Here is a 16,343-nt window from a genome sequence, read left to right on the forward strand (position 1 = left end):
CGGTGCCAGGCTGCGGGAGCCGCGCCGGGGGCGGCGTCGGCGCCCGCTCGCCCGCATACCGCCCTGACCCTCCGCGCACGTCCTTCGACACTGCGCGACGCCCCTGATGTCCGTTTGTGGGGGACGGTTTGTGGGGCGGGCCCCGGATCCCCGATGATGATCGCGGCCGAGGCGGGAGCACACGGCGTCGACCGACCGCGAAACGGGCGGTGAACACGGTGTTCCAGGCATCCGATAACCTCTGCCGACATGCCGCCCGGGTGCCCCAGGTACGGGCGCCCCACCATGCACAGGGCCGACGCACCGGCGTCGGCACCAGGGAGTGAGTTCGGTTGTCGACCGCCATCCTCACCGGCCAGCCGGTCCCCGGTTCGTCCCTCGAGAGCGAGCTGCGGTCCCTCGGCTTCGACGTACGGCTCGCCTCCGACACGGCCGACGCCGAGACGCTGCTGGCCCGGGTGCCGGGCGCGGAGCGGGTCGCCGTCGTGGACGCCCGCTTCGTGGGCCATCCGCACGCCCTGCGCCTCGGCCTCACCGACCCCCGCTTCCCGCTCGCCGCGATCCCCGGCGCCGTGACCGCCCAGCCGGGCGCCCGGCAGGCCCTCACCCGCGCGATGGCCCGGGAGAACTCCGCGGGCGGCGGTACGGCGGCGGCCCCGGACGGCCTCGCCGACCGGATCGTCACCGCGCTCGACGCCGAAGGCGCCGACGTGCACCGGCCGGAGCTCGGCCGTCTCGTCGCCGTCGTCCCCGCCGACCCGCAGGCCCGCAACGAGGCGCGGCAGGCCGTCGCCGCCGTCGACGACGAGGCCGTGCGCCTGAAGTCGGCGGTCAAGGCCCGTGACGGCTTCGTCACCACCTTCTTCATCAGCCCCTACTCCCGCTACATCGCCCGCTGGTGCGCGCGGCGCGGACTGACCCCCAACCAGGTCACCACCGCCTCCCTGCTCACCGCGCTCATAGCGGCGGGCTGCGCGGCCACCGGCACCCGCGGCGGCTTCGTCGCCGCCGGTGTCCTGCTGATCGCCTCCTTCGTCCTCGACTGCACCGACGGGCAGCTCGCCCGCTACTCCCTCCAGTACTCCACGCTCGGCGCCTGGCTGGACGCCACCTTCGACCGGGCCAAGGAGTACGCCTACTACGCGGGCCTCGCCCTCGGCGCCGCCCGCGGCGGCCACGACGACGTATGGGCCCTCGCGCTCGGCGCGATGGTCCTCCAGACCTGCCGGCACGTCGTGGACTTCTCCTTCAACGAGGCCAACCACGACGCCACCGCCAACACCAGCCCCACCGCGGCCCTCTCCGACAAGCTCGACAGCGTCGGCTGGACGGTCTGGGTGCGCCGCATGATCGTCCTGCCCATCGGTGAACGCTGGGCCATGATCGCCGTCCTGACCGCGGCCACCACCCCCCGGATCACCTTCTACGCGCTGCTCGTCGGCTGCGCGTTCGCCGCGACGTACACCACGGCGGGCCGCGTCCTGCGCTCGCTGACCCGCAGGGCCACCCGGACCGACCGGGCGGCGAAGGCGCTGGCCGACCTGGCGGACTCCGGCCCGCTCGCCGAGGCCGTCGCCACGGGGCTGCGGGGGCCCGCCCGGCGGCTGCCCGGCTTCACCGCCCCCGTCGTCGCCCTCCTCGGCGGCGCCGCCGTCGTCGCGACGGCCGCGTCCACCGGCTTCGGCGGCCCCTGGCCGGTCGTCGGCGCGATCGTCTACGTGCTGACGTCCGCCCTCGCCGTCGCCCGCCCCCTCAAGGGCGCCCTGGACTGGCTGGTCCCGCCCTTCTTCCGGGCCGCCGAGTACGGCACCGTTCTCGTACTGGCGGCGAAAGCGGACGTGAACGGGGCGCTTCCGGCGGCTTTCGGGCTGGTGGCCGCGGTCGCCTACCATCACTACGACACGGTCTACCGCATCCGGGGCAACGCGGGTGCGCCTCCGCACTGGCTGGTGCGGGCGGTCGGAGGGCACGAGGGGCGCACGCTGCTGGTCACGGTGCTGGCCGTGCTGCTCACCGCCTCCGGTTTCAGGGTCGCGCTCACGGTGCTCGCCGTGGCCGTCGCCCTCGTGGTGCTCGTCGAGAGCATCCGCTTCTGGGTCGCCGCCCACAAGGCCGGCGCGCCCGCCGTACACGACGAAGGAGAACCCGCATGATCGGCCTCGTGCTGGCGGCCGGCGCCGGTCGCCGTCTGCGCCCCTACACCGACACCCTGCCCAAGGCTCTGGTCCCGGTCGGCCCCGAGGGCGCGGAGGACGACATCACCGTCCTCGACCTGACCCTGGGCAACTTCGCCGAGGTCGGCCTCACCGAGGTCGGGGTGATCGTCGGGTACCGCAAGGAGGCCGTGTACGAGCGCAAGGAGGCGCTGGAGCAGAAGTACGGCGTCAGGCTCACCCTCATCGACAACGACAAGGCCGAGGAGTGGAACAACGCCTACTCCCTGTGGTGCGGCCGCGACGCCCTCGAGGACGGCGTGATACTCGCCAACGGCGACACCGTGCACCCGGTCTCCGTGGAGAAGACCCTGCTCGCCGCCCGCGGCGCCGGCAAGAAGATCATCCTGGCGCTGGACACCGTGAAGTCCCTGGCCGACGAGGAGATGAAGGTCGTCGTCGGTCCCGACGGGGGAGTCCGGCGCATCACCAAGCTGATGGACCCGGCCGAGGCCACCGGCGAGTACATCGGCGTCACCCTCATCGAGGGCGAGGCCGCCGCGGAGCTGGCCGACGCGCTGAAGGCCACCTTCGAGCGCGACCCGCAGCTGTACTACGAGGACGGCTACCAGGAGCTGGTCGACCGCGGCTTCCGGATCGACGTGGAGCCCATCGGCGACGTCGAGTGGGTCGAGATCGACAACCACGACGACCTCGCCAAGGGACGGGAGATCGCGTGCCAGTACTGACGAGGCTCATCCCGTCGCCGGTCGTCGTGGACATCCGCGCGGGCGCCCTCGACGACCTGGGCTGTGTGCTCGCCGACGAGCGCATCTCCCACTCGGGCAAGCTCGCCGTCGCGGTCAGCGGCGGCTCGGGTGCCCGGCTGCGCGACCGCGTCTCCCCGTCCCTGCCGGGCGCCGACTGGTACGAGGTCGGCGGCGGCACCCTGGACGACGCGATCAAGCTGGCCGGCGCCATGAAGGGCGGCCACTACGACGCGGTCGTCGGCCTCGGCGGCGGCAAGATCATCGACTGCGCCAAGTTCGCCGCGGCGCGCGTCGGCCTGCCGCTGGTCGCCGTGCCGACCAACCTCGCGCACGACGGCCTGTGCTCCCCGGTCGCCACCCTCGACAACGACGCGGGCCGCGGCTCCTACGGCGTGCCGAACCCGATCGCGGTCGTCATCGACCTGGACGTCATCCGCCAGGCCCCGGTGCGCTACGTGCGCGCCGGCATCGGCGACGCCGTCTCCAACGTCTCCGCGATCGCGGACTGGGAGCTGGCGAACCGCGTCAAGGGCGAGCGGATCGACGGCCTCGCCGCCGCGATGGCCCGTCAGGCCGGCGAGGCCGTGCTGCGGCACCCCGGCGGCGTCGGGGACAACGAGTTCCTCCAGGTGCTGGCGGAGGCCCTGGTGCTCAGCGGCATCGCCATGTCGGTCTCCGGCGACTCGCGTCCGTCCTCCGGTGCCTGCCACGAGATCAACCACGCCTTCGACCTGCTCTTCCCCCGGCGCGCTGCGGCCCACGGCGAGCAGTGCGGCCTGGGCGCGGCCTTCGCGATGTACCTGCGCGGTGCCCACGAGGAGTCGGTGCACATGGCCGGGGTCCTGCGCCGGCACGGACTGCCGGTGCTGCCCCAGGAGATCGGTTTCACCCCGGACGAGTTCGTCCGGGCCGTGGAGTTCGCCCCCCGGACCCGGCCCGGCCGCTACACGATCCTCGAACACCTCGACCTCACGACCGACCAGATCAAGGACATGTACGCCGACTATGTCAAGGCCATCGGTAGCTGAACTACGCCCGGTCGTCCATCCCGCGGGGGTCAAGGACCGGCGCAGCGGTGAGCACTGGGCGGGACGCCTCTACATGCGCGAGGTCTCGCTGCGGATCGACCGCTACCTGGTGAACACCAGGATCACGCCCAACCAGCTCACGTACCTGATGACCGTCTGCGGCGTCCTCGCCGCCCCGGCGCTGCTGGTGCCCGGCATCACGGGCGCCGTGCTCGGCGTGGTGGCGGTCCAGCTGTACCTGCTGCTGGACTGCGTCGACGGCGAGATCGCGCGCTGGAAGAAGCAGTACTCGCTCGGCGGCGTCTACCTGGACCGCGTCGGTGCCTACCTCACCGACGCCGCGGTCCTCGTCGGGCTCGGCCTGCGCGCCGCCGACATCTGGGGCACCGGCCGGATCGACTGGCTGTGGGCCTTCCTCGGCACCCTGGCCGCCCTCGGCGCCATCCTGATCAAGGCCGAGACCGACCTGGTCGGCGTCGCCCGGCACCAGGCCGGGATGCCGCCCGTCAAGGAGGCCGCCTCCGAGCCGCGCTCCTCCGGCATGGCCCTGGCCCGCCGGGCCGCCGGTGCGCTCAAGTTCCACCGGCTGATCCTCGGCATCGAGGCGTCCCTGCTGATCCTCGTCCTCGCCGTCGTGGACGCGAGCCGCGGCGACCTGTTCTTCACCCGCCTCGGCACCGCCGTCCTGGCCGGCATCGCCCTCCTGCAGACCCTGCTGCACCTGGTGTCCGTCCTCGCCTCCAGCAGGCTGCGATGAGCGGGGCCCCGAAGGTCGGCGCGGTCGTGATCACCATGGGCAACCGCCCCGAGGAACTGCGCGCCCTGCTCGACTCGGTCGCCGGGCAGGACGGCGACCCGGTCGAGGTCGTCGTGGTCGGCAACGGCTCACCCGTCCCGGAGGTGCCCGCGGGCGTCCGCACCGTCGAGCTGCCCGAGAACCTGGGCATCCCCGGCGGCCGCAACGTCGGCATCGAGGCCTTCGGCCCCGGTGGCACCGACGTCGACATCCTGCTCTTCCTCGACGACGACGGCCTGCTCGCCCGGACCGACACCGCCGAGCTGTGCCGCAAGGCGTTCTCGGACGACCCGGAGCTCGGCATCATCAGCTTCCGCATCGCCGACCCGGACACCGGCGAGACCCAGCGCCGGCACGTGCCGCGGCTGCGCGCCTCCGACCCGATGCGCTCCTCCCGGGTGACCACCTTCCTCGGCGGCGCCAACGCCGTCCGCACCCGCGTCCTCGCGGAGGTCGGCAACCTGCCGGACGAGTTCTTCTACGCCCACGAGGAGACCGACCTGGCCTGGCGGGCCCTCGACGCCGGCTGGATGATCGACTACCGGTCCGACATGGTGCTGTACCACCCGACGACGGCGCCCTCGCGGCACGCGGTCTACCACCGCATGGTCGCCCGCAACCGGGTCTGGCTCGCCCGCCGCAACCTCCCCGCGCTCCTCGTACCGGTCTACCTCGGGGTGTGGCTGCTGCTCACGCTGGCGCGCCGCCCCTCGCGCCCGGCCCTGAAGGCATGGTTCGGCGGGTTCCGGGAGGGCTGGGCCACTCCGTGCGGTCCTCGCCGGCCCATGAGGTGGCGTACGGTGTGGCGGCTGACCCGGCTGGGCCGGCCTCCGGTGATCTGACAAGCTCATGTCCGAGAGCACCCCGGCCGTCCCCGGCCGACCGGCCCATGCCGGGCCCGTACGGGCCACGCATCGACGAAGACGAAAGTTTCCATCAGTGAGTGAGACAACGCACGACGGCACGGTCGTGACGGCCGCGCCCGTGTCGCCCGACGAGGGCCTCACGGCGGCGCAGCTCGCCGCCAAGCACGGGCTGTCCATGAGCGGTGCCCGGCCGTCCCTCGCCGAGTACGTCCGTCAGCTGTGGGGGCGGCGGCACTTCATCCTCGCCTTCTCCCAGGCGAAGCTGACCGCCCAGTACAGCCAGGCCAAGCTCGGCCAGCTGTGGCAGGTGGCCACGCCGCTGCTGAACGCCCTGGTCTACTACCTGATCTTCGGCCTGATCCTGAACGCGGGCAGGGGCATGCCGAAGGACGTGTACATCCCGTTCCTGGTGACGGGGATCTTCGTCTTCACCTTCACGCAGTCCTCGGCGATGGCCGGCGTCCGCGCGATCTCCGGCAACCTGGGCCTGGTGCGCGCCCTGCACTTCCCGCGCGCCTCGCTGCCGTTCTCCTTCGCGCTCCAGCAGCTCCAGCAGCTGCTCTTCTCGATGATCGTGCTCTTCCTCGTGGCCGCGGCCTTCGGCAGCTACCCCGCCCTGTCCTGGCTGCTGATCGTCCCGACGCTCGCCCTGCAGTTCCTCTTCAACGCCGGCCTCGCGCTGATCGTGGCCCGGATGGGGGCGAAGACGCCGGACCTGGCCCAGCTGATGCCGTTCATCCTGCGGACCTGGATGTACGCCTCCGGCGTCATGTTCTCCATCCCGGTGATGCTGAAGGACAAGCCGTCCTGGATCGCCGACGTGCTCCAGTGGAACCCGGCCGCCGTCTACATGGACCTGATGCGCTTCGCGCTGATCGACGGCTACGGCTCCGGGAACCTCCCGCCGCACGTGTGGGCGGTGGCGGCCGGCTGGGCCGTCCTCGCCATGGCGGGCGGCTTCGTGTACTTCTGGAAGGCTGAGGAGAGGTACGGCCGTGGCTGAGCAGCAGCAGGACGAGCGGGTGCCGACGGTGATCGCGGACGACGTCCACATCGTCTACCGCGTCAACGGCGCCAAGACCGGCAAGGGCAGCGCCACCGCGGCCCTCAGCCGCATCCTGAAGCGAGGCTCCGACGACGCGGCGCGCGGGGTGCGCAAGGTGCACGCGGTGCGCGGCGTCTCCTTCGTCGCCTACCGGGGCGAGGCCATCGGCCTGATCGGTTCCAACGGATCCGGCAAGTCGACGCTGCTGCGGGCCATCGCCGGCCTGCTGCCCGCCGAGAAGGGCAAGGTCTACACCGACGGCCAGCCCTCCCTGCTCGGCGTGAACGCGGCCCTGATGAACGACCTGACCGGCGAGCGGAACGTCATCCTGGGCGGTCTCGCCATGGGCATGTCCCGCGAGCAGATCAAGGAGCGGTACCAGGACATCGTCGACTTCTCCGGGATCAACGAGAAGGGCGACTTCATCACCCTGCCGATGCGCACCTACTCCTCCGGCATGGCGGCCCGGCTGCGCTTCTCCATCGCCGCCGCCAAGGACCACGACGTCCTCATGATCGACGAGGCGCTGGCCACCGGCGACCGCAAGTTCCAGACGCGCTCCGAGCAGCGCATCCGCGAGCTGCGCAAGGAGGCCGGCACGGTCTTCCTGGTCAGCCACAACAACAAGTCCATCCGCGACACCTGCAACCGCGTCCTGTGGCTGGAGCGCGGCGAGCTGCGCATGGACGGGCCGACCGACGAGGTGCTCAGGGAGTACGAGAAGTTCACGGGCAAGTAGCCCGACACGCCCGGGGCCCCGCCGGAACCGTTCCGGCGGGGCCCCGGGTCTGCAAAGGAAGCGTCAACTCCCGGTCGGATCAGGAATCTTGAGGCCGATCGGCGCGTTGTCGTGGTGTGCCGCGCCCCCCCGGCGGAACTCGCTGAGTCGTACAACGTAAGCTGTACCGGTCCCGAAACGCGGCACATGGGGCGATAATGCCCGTCACCCTCGAGCGGGCCCGCTGCGCGGGCGGCCGGGCGGCGTGTCCGAAATAGTGTGTATTGGGTCGGCAGTGTAGAACGGGAGATGTGACGGCAATGGCGACGGAAACTCCCCTGCTCCGCGAAGCGTGCGCCGTCCCCGTCCCGGGCAGCCTGCGATGACGGCGACCGACACGGCGCGTGCCGTCGACCCGGAGCGCGGCACGCTCGACAAGGCCGCGAGCGAGAACTTCCCCGTGGCCCCCTTCTTCCTGCCCCGCGACTGGCGCGCCGACCTCATGGCCGTCTACGGCTTCGCCCGCCTGGTCGACGACATCGGCGACGGCGACCTGGCCCCCGGCGGCGCCGACGCCCGCCTCCTCGGCGTCCCCGACGACGGCGCCGGCGACCGGCTGCTGATGCTGGACGCCTTCGAGGCCGACCTGCGCAGGGTCTTCGACGGCACGCCCCGCCACCCCCTGCTGCGGCGCCTGCAGCCCACCGTGCGCCGCCGCTCACTCACCCCCGAGCCCTTCCTCGGCCTCATCGCCGCCAACCGCCAGGACCAGGTGGTCGGCCGGTACGAGACGTACGACGACCTCCTCGCCTACTGCGAGCTGTCCGCCAACCCGGTCGGCCGTCTCGTCCTCGCCGTCACCGGCACCTCGACACCCGAGCGGGTCCGCCACTCCGACCGGATCTGCACGGCCCTGCAGATCGTCGAACACCTCCAGGACGTGGCCGAGGACCTGGCCCGGGACCGCGTCTACCTGCCCGCCGAGGACATGAAGCGCTTCCACGTCACGGAGGCCGACCTCGCCGCTCCCAGCGCGGGCGCGTCGGTGCGCGCCCTGATCGCCTTCGAGGCCGGCCGCGCCCGCGATCTGCTGGATGAAGGCTCCCCCCTGGTGGGCAGCGTCCACGGAAGGCTGAAGCTGCTGCTCGCGGGATTCGTGGCCGGGGGACGAGCGGCCCTCGGGGCGATCGCCGCCGCCGGTCACGACGTACTTCCCGGCCCGCCCGCGCCCGGTAAGGTCCGGTTGCTGCGCGAGGTGGGCGCGACCCTGCGAGGAGAGGGGTGATCCGGGCCGTGGAGCCGTCAGCACACGTGTCCGCACCGGTACTCGCCGCGTACAGCTACTGCGAGACCGTCACCGGACAGCAGGCCCGGAACTTCGCCTACGGCATCCGGCTCCTGCCGACGCCCAAGCGCCGGGCGATGTCGGCGCTGTACGCCTTCTCGCGCCGCGTCGACGACATCGGCGACGGAGAGCTCCCGGCCGACGTCAAGGTCGCCCGCCTGGAGGAGACCCGGGCGCTGCTCGGCCGCGTCCACGAGGGCGCGGTCGACGAGGACGACACCGACCCCGTGGCCGTCGCCCTCTCCCACGCCGCGCGGCGGTTCCCGATCCCGCTCGGCGGACTGGACGAACTGATCGACGGCGTGCAGATGGACCTGCGCGGCGAGACCTACGAGACCTGGGACGACCTGAAGGTCTACTGCCGCTGCGTGGCCGGTGCCATCGGACGCCTCTCGCTCGGCGTCTTCGGCACCGAACCGGGGGCGCGCGGCGTCGAACGCGCGTCCGAGTACGCCGACACGCTCGGACTCGCGCTCCAGCTCACCAACATCCTCCGGGACGTCCGCGAGGACGCGCAGGACGGCCGCACCTACCTGCCCGCCGACGACCTCGCCAAGTTCGGCTGCTCGGCCGGGTTCGACGGGCCCGTCCCGCCGGAGGGCTCCGACTTCGCGGGCCTCGTGCACTTCGAGGCGCGCCGGGCCCGCGCCCTCTTCGCCGAGGGCTACCGGCTGCTCCCGATGCTCGACCGGCGCAGCGGAGCCTGCGTCGCCGCCATGGCCGGCATCTACCGCCGTCTCCTGGACCGTATCGAACGCGACCCCGGGGCCGTGCTGCGCGGCAGGGTCTCGCTGCCCGGGCGCGAGAAGGCGTACGTCGCCGTGCGCGGCCTGTCCGGGCTGGACACCCGGCACGTGGCCCGGCGGGCCGTCGGGCGGCGCCCGTGACGGGGGCACCGGGCACTGCCCGGGGAGAGCGGCGGGCAACCCTCCGGTGGCGGGCTGCGTCCCTGACTGAGACGGTCTGCCGTACAGCGTTCACACACCACGGCGACCGGGCAGGGAAAGGTGCACGATGACCCACGGCAACGGCACGCGTGACGACGGGCCGCTCGCGGACGTCTCCGCCGTCCCGGCCGGCAGACACGCCGTCGTGGTCGGCGGCGGGCTCGCCGGCGTCACCGCCGCGCTCGCCCTCGCCGACGCCGGGGTGCGCGTCACCCTGCTGGAGGGGCGGCCGCGCCTGGGCGGACTCGCCTTCTCCTTCCGGCGCGGCGACCTGACCGTCGACAACGGCCAGCACGTGTACCTGCGCTGCTGCACCGCCTACCGCTGGTTCCTCGACCGCATCGAGGGGACCGCGCTCGCCCCGGTGCAGGAACGTCTCGACGTGCCCGTCGTCGACCTGGCCGGGCCCGAGGGCCGACGGCTCGGCCGGCTGCGGCGCGACGCGCTGCCCGTGCCCCTGCACCTGGGGCGCAGCCTCGCCACGTATCCGCATCTCTCGCTCGCCGAACGCGCCCGGGTCGGGCGTGCCGCGCTCGCGCTCAAGGGGCTCGACCTCGCCGATCCCGCGCTGGACGACCAGGACTTCGGCAGCTGGTTGACCGCGCACGGTCAGTCGCCGCGTGCCGTCGAGGCCCTGTGGGACCTGGTCGGGGTCGCCACCCTCAACGCGGCCGCGGGCGACGCCTCCCTGGGGCTCGCCGCGATGGTGTTCAAGACTGGTCTGCTGTCCGACCCGGGCGCGGCCGACATCGGCTGGGCCCGCGTCCCGCTGGGCGAACTGCACGACCGGCTGGCCCGCAGGGCGCTCGACTCCGCGGGCGTGCGCACCGAGGTCCGTACCCGCGTCGCCTCCGTCTCCGTGGACGGGAACGGCGAGTGGAGCGTCCGGGTCCCCGGCGGGACGCTGCGGGCGGACGCCGTCGTCCTCGCCGTACCGCAGCGCGAGGCGCACGACCTGCTGCCGGCGGGCGCGCTCGACGCCCCCGGGAACCTGCTGGAGATCGGCACCGCGCCGATCCTCAACATCCACGTGATCTACGACCGGAAGGTGCTCGCCGCGCCCTTCCTCACGGCCCTCGGCACCCCGGTGCAGTGGGTGTTCGACCGCACCGAGGCCTCCGGCCTGAAGGACGGTCAGTACCTGGCGCTGTCCCAGTCGACCGCGCAGGACGAGATCGACACGCCCGTGGCCGCGCTGCGCGAGCGCTACCTGCCCGAACTGGAGCGGCTGCTGCCCCGCACCCGGGGCGCCGGGGTGAGGGACTTCTTCGTGACCAGGGAGCGCACCGCGACCTTCGCGCCGGCTCCCGGCGTCGGGCGGCTCAGGCCCGGCGCCCGCACCAAGGCACCCGGCCTGTACCTGGCCGGAGCATGGACCGCCACCGGGTGGCCCGCGACCATGGAGAGTGCCGTCCGCAGCGGTGTCGGGGCGGCGGGAGCCGCGCTCGCCGCCCTGGGCCGGTCCCGCGACCGCCTTCCCGATTTCGAGGAGGCGGCATGAGAACCGATCCGCGCGGGACCGACTCCCGGACTCCCGGTACCGCAAATGGAGGAGAGACTGTGTCCACTGTGCCCCCGGCCCCGAAGGCCGATCGACGGACCACGGTGGACGTGGCCGCGCTCCTGGAGCGCGGCCGGACCCTGGCCACGCCGGTCCTGCGCGCGGCCGTCGACCGCCTGGCGCCCCCCATGGACACCGTCGCCGCCTACCACTTCGGCTGGATCGACGCCCAGGGCAAGCCCGCGGACGGCGACGGCGGCAAGGCCGTCCGCCCCGCGCTCGCGGTGCTCTCCGCCGAGGTCACCGGCGCCGCGCCCGAGGTCGGCGTCCCCGGCGCGGTCGCCGTGGAACTGGTGCACAACTTCTCCCTCCTGCACGACGACCTGATGGACGGCGACGAACAGCGCCGCCACCGGGACACCGCCTGGAAGGTGCACGGCCCCGCCCAGGCCATCCTGGTCGGCGACGCCCTGTTCGCCCTGGCCAACGAGGTGCTGCTGGAACTCGGCACCGTCGACGCCGGCCGCGCCGCCCGCCGCCTCACCCGTGCCAGCCTCGCCCTGATCGACGGTCAGGCGCAGGACATCTCCTACGAGCACCGCGACCGGGTCAGCGTCGAGGAGTGCCTGGAGATGGAGGGCAACAAGACCGGCGCCCTGCTCGCCTCCGCCAGCTCGATCGGCGCGGTCCTCGGCGGCGCCGACGAGCACACCGCCGACACCCTGGAGAAGTACGGCTACCACCTCGGTCTGGCCTTCCAGGCCGTCGACGACCTGCTCGGCATCTGGGGCGACCCGGACGCCACCGGCAAGCAGACCTGGAGCGACCTGCGCCAGCGCAAGAAGTCCCTCCCGGTCGTGGCCGCCCTGGCCGCGGGCGGCCCCGCCTCCGAGCGGCTCGGCGAGATCCTCGCCGCCGACGCCAAGAGCAGCGACTTCGCGAACTTCTCCGAGGAGGAGTTCGCGGCCCGTGCCGCCCTCATCGAGGAGGCGGGCGGGCGCGAGTGGACCGCCGACGAGGCGCGCCGCCAGCACACCATCGCCATCGAGGCCCTCGACGCCGTCGACATGCCCGACCGGGTACGGGACCGGTTCACGGCGCTCGCGGACTTCGTCGTCGTACGAAAGAGATGATCACTATCGGTCGAATAGCCCTCGCGTAGTCGCCGGCCGGTGTCGCGGGAAGAGAAGCACCGGCCGACGGCGGACCCACAGCAGACGCACCACCTGCACACTGCACGAAGGGGAAGCCATGACAGCGACGACCGACGGAAGCACCGGGGCGACCCTCCCGCCCCGCGCAGCCGCGGCCAGCGAAACAGCCGACATCACGAGCCCCGCCGCGGCGGCCGGGGTCCACGAAGCCGCCGCCCGCGCGACGCAGCGCGCCACCGACTTCCTGCTCTCCCGGCAGGACGCCGAGGGCTGGTGGAAGGGCGATCTCGAGACCAACGTCACGATGGACGCCGAGGACCTGCTCCTGCGTCAGTTCCTCGGCATCCGGGACGAGGAGACCACCCGGGCCGCCGCCCTCTTCATCCGCGGCGAGCAGCGCGAGGACGGCACCTGGGCCACCTTCTACGGCGGCCCCGGGGAACTGTCCACCACCATCGAGGCCTACGTCGCCCTGCGCCTGGCCGGCGACGCCCCCGACGCCCCGCACATGGCGAAGGCCGCGGAATGGGTCCGGGCCCAGGGGGGCATCGCCGCCTCCCGCGTCTTCACCCGCATCTGGCTGGCCCTGTTCGGCTGGTGGAAGTGGGAGGACCTGCCGGAACTGCCGCCGGAGCTGATCTGGTTCCCGACCTGGCTGCCGCTGAACATCTACGACTTCGGCTGCTGGGCCCGGCAGACCATCGTTCCGCTGACCATCGTCTCGGCGAAGCGGCCGGTGCGCCCGGCGCCGTTCCCGCTCGACGAGCTGCACACCGACCCGGCCCGGCCCAACCCGCCGCGGCCCCTGGCACCGGCGGCGAGCTGGGACGGCGCCTTCCAGCGGATCGACAGGGCGCTGCACGCCTACCGCAGGATCGCGTCGAAGCGGCTGCGCCGGGCGGCGATGAACACCGCCGCCCGCTGGATCGTCGAACGGCAGGAGAACGACGGCTGCTGGGGCGGCATCCAGCCGCCTGCGGTGTACTCGGTCATCGCCCTGTACCTCCTCGGCTACGACCTCGAACACCCCGTCATGCGGGCGGGCCTGGAGTCCCTGGACCGCTTCGCGGTGTGGCGCGAGGACGGGGCCCGGATGATCGAGGCGTGCCAGTCCCCGGTGTGGGACACCTGCCTGGCCGTCATCGCGCTGGCCGACGCCGGGGTGCCCGCCGACCACCCGCAGCTGGTCAAGGCGGCGGACTGGATGCTCGGCGAACAGATCGTGCGCCCCGGCGACTGGTCGGTGAAGCGGCCCGGCCTTCCGCCCGGCGGCTGGGCGTTCGAGTTCCACAACGACAACTACCCCGACATCGACGACACCGCCGAGGTCGTCCTCGCGCTGCGCCGCGTGCGCCACCACGACCCGGAGCGGGTGGAGAAGGCCGTCGGCCGCGGGGTGCGCTGGAACCTCGGCATGCAGTCCAGGAACGGCGCCTGGGGCGCCTTCGACGTCGACAACACCAGCCCCTTCCCCAACCGGCTGCCGTTCTGCGACTTCGGCGAGGTCATCGACCCGCCGTCCGCGGACGTCACCGCGCACGTCGTGGAGATGCTGGCGGTCGAGGGCCTCGCCCACGACCCGCGCACCCGGCGCGGCATCCAGTGGCTGCTCGCCGAACAGGAGGCGGACGGCTCGTGGTTCGGCCGCTGGGGCGTCAACTACGTCTACGGCACCGGCTCCGTCGTCCCCGCCCTGGTGGCGGCCGGCCTCCCCGGCTCGCACCCGGCCGTCCGCCGCGCGGTGAGCTGGTTGGAGTCCGTCCAGAACGACGACGGCGGCTGGGGCGAGGACCTGCGCTCCTACCGCCACGTCGGGCAGTGGAGCGGGAAGGGCGCCTCGACCGCCTCGCAGACGGGCTGGGCGCTGATGGCCCTGCTGGCGGCGGGGGAGAGGGACTCCAAGGCCGTCGAGCGCGGCATCGAGTGGCTGGCCGCCACCCAGCGGGAGGACGGTTCCTGGGACGAGCCGTACTTCACCGGCACCGGCTTCCCCTGGGACTTCTCGATCAACTACCACCTCTACCGGCAGGTCTTCCCGCTCACCGCGCTCGGCCGGTACGTCCACGGCGAACCCTTCGCCAAGGCGCCCCGCACGGTCCAGGCGCTCGCCGAGTCGCTGACCGAGGCGAAGGGGAGCTGATGAGCGCCCAGCCCGGACCGGCCCCGCTGCTGATCGCCTGCGCGCTCGGCATCGAGCACCTCGCCCTGCGCGCCGGTGACCGCGGCGGGGCCGCCGGGCCGGTCACGGTCCTGCGGACCGGCATGGGGCCGAAGGCGGCCGAGCGCTCCGTCGCCCGGGTCCTGGCCGGCCCGGCGCTCGGCGACGCCGCGGTCCTGGCCACGGGCTTCTGCGCGGGCCTCGCCCCCGGCATGCACCCCGGCGACCTGGTCGTCGCCGGGGAGACCCGGGACCCGCGGGGCACGGTCGGGTGCGTGGGGACCGACCGGCTCGTCAAGGAGCTCGCCCGTGCCGTGCCCGGGCGCACCGTCCACACCGGGCCGCTGACCGGCTCGGACCACGTCGTCCGCGGCCCCGAACGCGCCGACCTGCTCGCGACCGGCGCGATCGCCGTCGACATGGAGTCCGCCGCCACGCTCCTGAGCGCCGTCCGTACGGGCACGCGCCCCGTGGCGGCCGTCCGGGTGGTCGTGGACGCTCCCGAACACGAACTCGTCCGGATCGGAACCCTGCGCGGTGGAATATCGGCCTTCCGCGTCCTCCGGTCCCTGCTTCCCGCATTTTTCGAATGGCACCGTTCTTTGCCGCTCCCCAGGAGGTGAGCCCAGATGGCCATGCCGCTGCGCCAGTCCGTCAAGGTCGCTACATACTTGGCCGAACAGAAGCTCCGCCGGCGGGACAAGTTCCCGCTCATCGTGGAGCTGGAGCCGCTGTTCGCCTGCAATCTGAAGTGCGAGGGATGCGGCAAGATCCAGCACCCGGCCGGGGTGCTCAAGCAGCGCATGCCGGTCGCACAGGCCGTGGGGGCGGTGCTCGAATCCGGCGCGCCGATGGTCTCCATCGCCGGTGGCGAGCCGCTGATGCACCCCCAGATCGACGAGATCGTCCGCCAGCTGGTGGCCAAGCGGAAGTATGTCTTCCTGTGCACCAACGCCCTGCTCATGCGCAAGAAGATGGACAAGTTCACGCCCTCTCCGTACTTCGCGTTCGCGGTGCACATCGACGGACTGCGTGAGCGGCACGACGAGTCCGTGGCGAAGGAGGGGGTGTTCGACGAGGCCGTGGAGGCCATCAAGGAGGCCAAGCGGCGCGGCTTCCGGGTCACCACCAACTCGACCTTCTTCAACACCGACACCCCGCAGACCGTCGTCGAGGTGCTCAACTTCCTCAACGACGACCTCCAGGTCGACGAGATGATGATCTCGCCCGCCTACGCCTACGAGAAGGCGCCCGACCAGGAGCACTTCCTGGGCGTGGAGCAGACCCGCGAGCTGTTCAGGAAGGCGTTTTCGGGCGGCAACCGGACCCGCTGGCGGCTCAACCACTCCCCGCTGTTCCTCGACTTCCTCGAGGGCAAGGTCGACTTCCCCTGCACCGCCTGGGCGATCCCGAACTACTCCCTCTTCGGCTGGCAGCGCCCCTGCTACCTGATGAGCGACGGGTACGTGCCCACGTACCGGGAGCTGATCGAGGAGACTGACTGGGACAAGTACGGCCGCGGCAAGGACCCGCGCTGCGCCAACTGCATGGCGCACTGCGGCTACGAACCCACCGCCGTCCTGGCCACCATGGGCTCCCTCAAGGAGTCCCTGCGGGCCATGCGGGAGACGGTCTCCGGGAACCGGGACTGACGCCGTGACCGCCGTCTCCCTGGGCGTCCCCGAGGTACCGGTCCGGCCGATCGCCGAGCGGCGCACGTCGCGGCGGATCCAGGTCGGGCCGGTGGCGGTGGGCGGCGGCGCCCCGGTGTCGGTGCAGTCGATGACGACGACCCGTACGTCCGACATCGGCGCGACCCTCCAGCAGATCGCCGAGCTGACGGCCTCGGGCTGCCAGATCGT

The 16,343-nt window shown here is 72.6% G+C and carries 16 protein-coding genes; all 16 read left to right on the top strand.

What is annotated here, in order from left to right; genetic code table 11:
• The first annotated feature begins 332 nt into the window (after window positions 1-332).
• Window positions 333-2,153: a DUF5941 domain-containing protein gene (locus ACZ4V6_RS22730; RefSeq protein ID WP_467830260.1), complete on the top strand. Its 1,821-nt coding sequence runs from the start codon at window positions 333-335 to the stop codon at window positions 2,151-2,153.
• Complete coding sequence (locus ACZ4V6_RS22735; protein WP_467830263.1) at window positions 2,150-2,902, top strand: phosphocholine cytidylyltransferase family protein; 753 nt, start codon at window positions 2,150-2,152, stop codon at window positions 2,900-2,902. The genes ACZ4V6_RS22730 and ACZ4V6_RS22735 overlap by 4 nt, the downstream gene beginning before the upstream one ends.
• Window positions 2,890-3,951 carry an iron-containing alcohol dehydrogenase family protein gene (locus tag ACZ4V6_RS22740; RefSeq protein ID WP_467830265.1) on the top strand — a complete coding sequence of 354 codons (1,062 nt, stop codon included), beginning with the start codon at window positions 2,890-2,892 and terminating at the stop codon, window positions 3,949-3,951. Before ACZ4V6_RS22735 ends, ACZ4V6_RS22740 begins: the two co-directional genes overlap by 13 nt.
• On the top strand, window positions 3,929-4,708 hold the full coding sequence (locus ACZ4V6_RS22745; RefSeq protein WP_467830268.1) for a CDP-alcohol phosphatidyltransferase family protein: 780 nt from the start codon (window positions 3,929-3,931) through the stop codon (window positions 4,706-4,708). The genes ACZ4V6_RS22740 and ACZ4V6_RS22745 overlap by 23 nt, the downstream gene beginning before the upstream one ends.
• Entirely contained in the window at window positions 4,705-5,589 is an 885-nt protein-coding gene (locus tag ACZ4V6_RS22750) for a glycosyltransferase family 2 protein (protein WP_467830270.1), read from the top strand. The genes ACZ4V6_RS22745 and ACZ4V6_RS22750 overlap by 4 nt, the downstream gene beginning before the upstream one ends.
• A 97-nt stretch (window positions 5,590-5,686) precedes the next feature.
• Window positions 5,687-6,616 carry an ABC transporter permease gene (locus ACZ4V6_RS22755; protein WP_467830273.1) on the top strand — a complete coding sequence of 310 codons (930 nt, stop codon included), beginning with the start codon at window positions 5,687-5,689 and terminating at the stop codon, window positions 6,614-6,616.
• Window positions 6,609-7,397, top strand: coding sequence for an ABC transporter ATP-binding protein (locus ACZ4V6_RS22760; protein WP_467830275.1), 789 nt, complete (start codon window positions 6,609-6,611; stop codon window positions 7,395-7,397). The genes ACZ4V6_RS22755 and ACZ4V6_RS22760 overlap by 8 nt, the downstream gene beginning before the upstream one ends.
• Window positions 7,398-7,758: 361 nt before the next feature.
• The gene (hpnC, locus tag ACZ4V6_RS22765; protein ID WP_467830277.1) at window positions 7,759-8,661 is read left to right on the top strand and encodes a squalene synthase HpnC; all 903 of its coding nucleotides are present in this window, start codon (window positions 7,759-7,761) and stop codon (window positions 8,659-8,661) included.
• Window positions 8,658-9,608, top strand: coding sequence for a presqualene diphosphate synthase HpnD (hpnD, locus tag ACZ4V6_RS22770; protein WP_467830280.1), 951 nt, complete (start codon window positions 8,658-8,660; stop codon window positions 9,606-9,608). Before hpnC ends, hpnD begins: the two co-directional genes overlap by 4 nt.
• A complete protein-coding gene (locus ACZ4V6_RS22775; protein ID WP_467830283.1) occupies window positions 9,605-9,739 on the top strand; it encodes a DUF6380 family protein in 135 nt (44 codons plus the stop codon). Before hpnD ends, ACZ4V6_RS22775 begins: the two co-directional genes overlap by 4 nt.
• On the top strand, window positions 9,736-11,169 hold the full coding sequence (hpnE, locus tag ACZ4V6_RS22780; RefSeq protein WP_467830285.1) for a hydroxysqualene dehydroxylase HpnE: 1,434 nt from the start codon (window positions 9,736-9,738) through the stop codon (window positions 11,167-11,169). The genes ACZ4V6_RS22775 and hpnE overlap by 4 nt, the downstream gene beginning before the upstream one ends.
• 68 nt (window positions 11,170-11,237) lie before the next feature.
• A complete protein-coding gene (locus tag ACZ4V6_RS22785) occupies window positions 11,238-12,302 on the top strand; it encodes a polyprenyl synthetase family protein (protein ID WP_467830315.1) in 1,065 nt (354 codons plus the stop codon).
• Between the two features lie 118 nt (window positions 12,303-12,420).
• A complete protein-coding gene (gene shc, locus ACZ4V6_RS22790; protein WP_467830288.1) occupies window positions 12,421-14,463 on the top strand; it encodes a squalene--hopene cyclase in 2,043 nt (680 codons plus the stop codon).
• Window positions 14,463-15,104: a phosphorylase family protein gene (locus ACZ4V6_RS22795; RefSeq protein WP_467830290.1), complete on the top strand. Its 642-nt coding sequence runs from the start codon at window positions 14,463-14,465 to the stop codon at window positions 15,102-15,104. Before shc ends, ACZ4V6_RS22795 begins: the two co-directional genes overlap by 1 nt.
• 6 nt (window positions 15,105-15,110) lie before the next feature.
• On the top strand, window positions 15,111-16,133 hold the full coding sequence (gene hpnH, locus ACZ4V6_RS22800) for an adenosyl-hopene transferase HpnH (RefSeq protein ID WP_467830292.1): 1,023 nt from the start codon (window positions 15,111-15,113) through the stop codon (window positions 16,131-16,133).
• 4 nt (window positions 16,134-16,137) lie between these two features.
• The coding region (locus ACZ4V6_RS22805) for a flavodoxin-dependent (E)-4-hydroxy-3-methylbut-2-enyl-diphosphate synthase (RefSeq protein ID WP_467830294.1) at window positions 16,138-16,343 on the top strand (206 nt) is incomplete at its 3' end.

It is taken from the genome of Streptomyces sp. NPDC029152, from assembly GCF_055564355.1.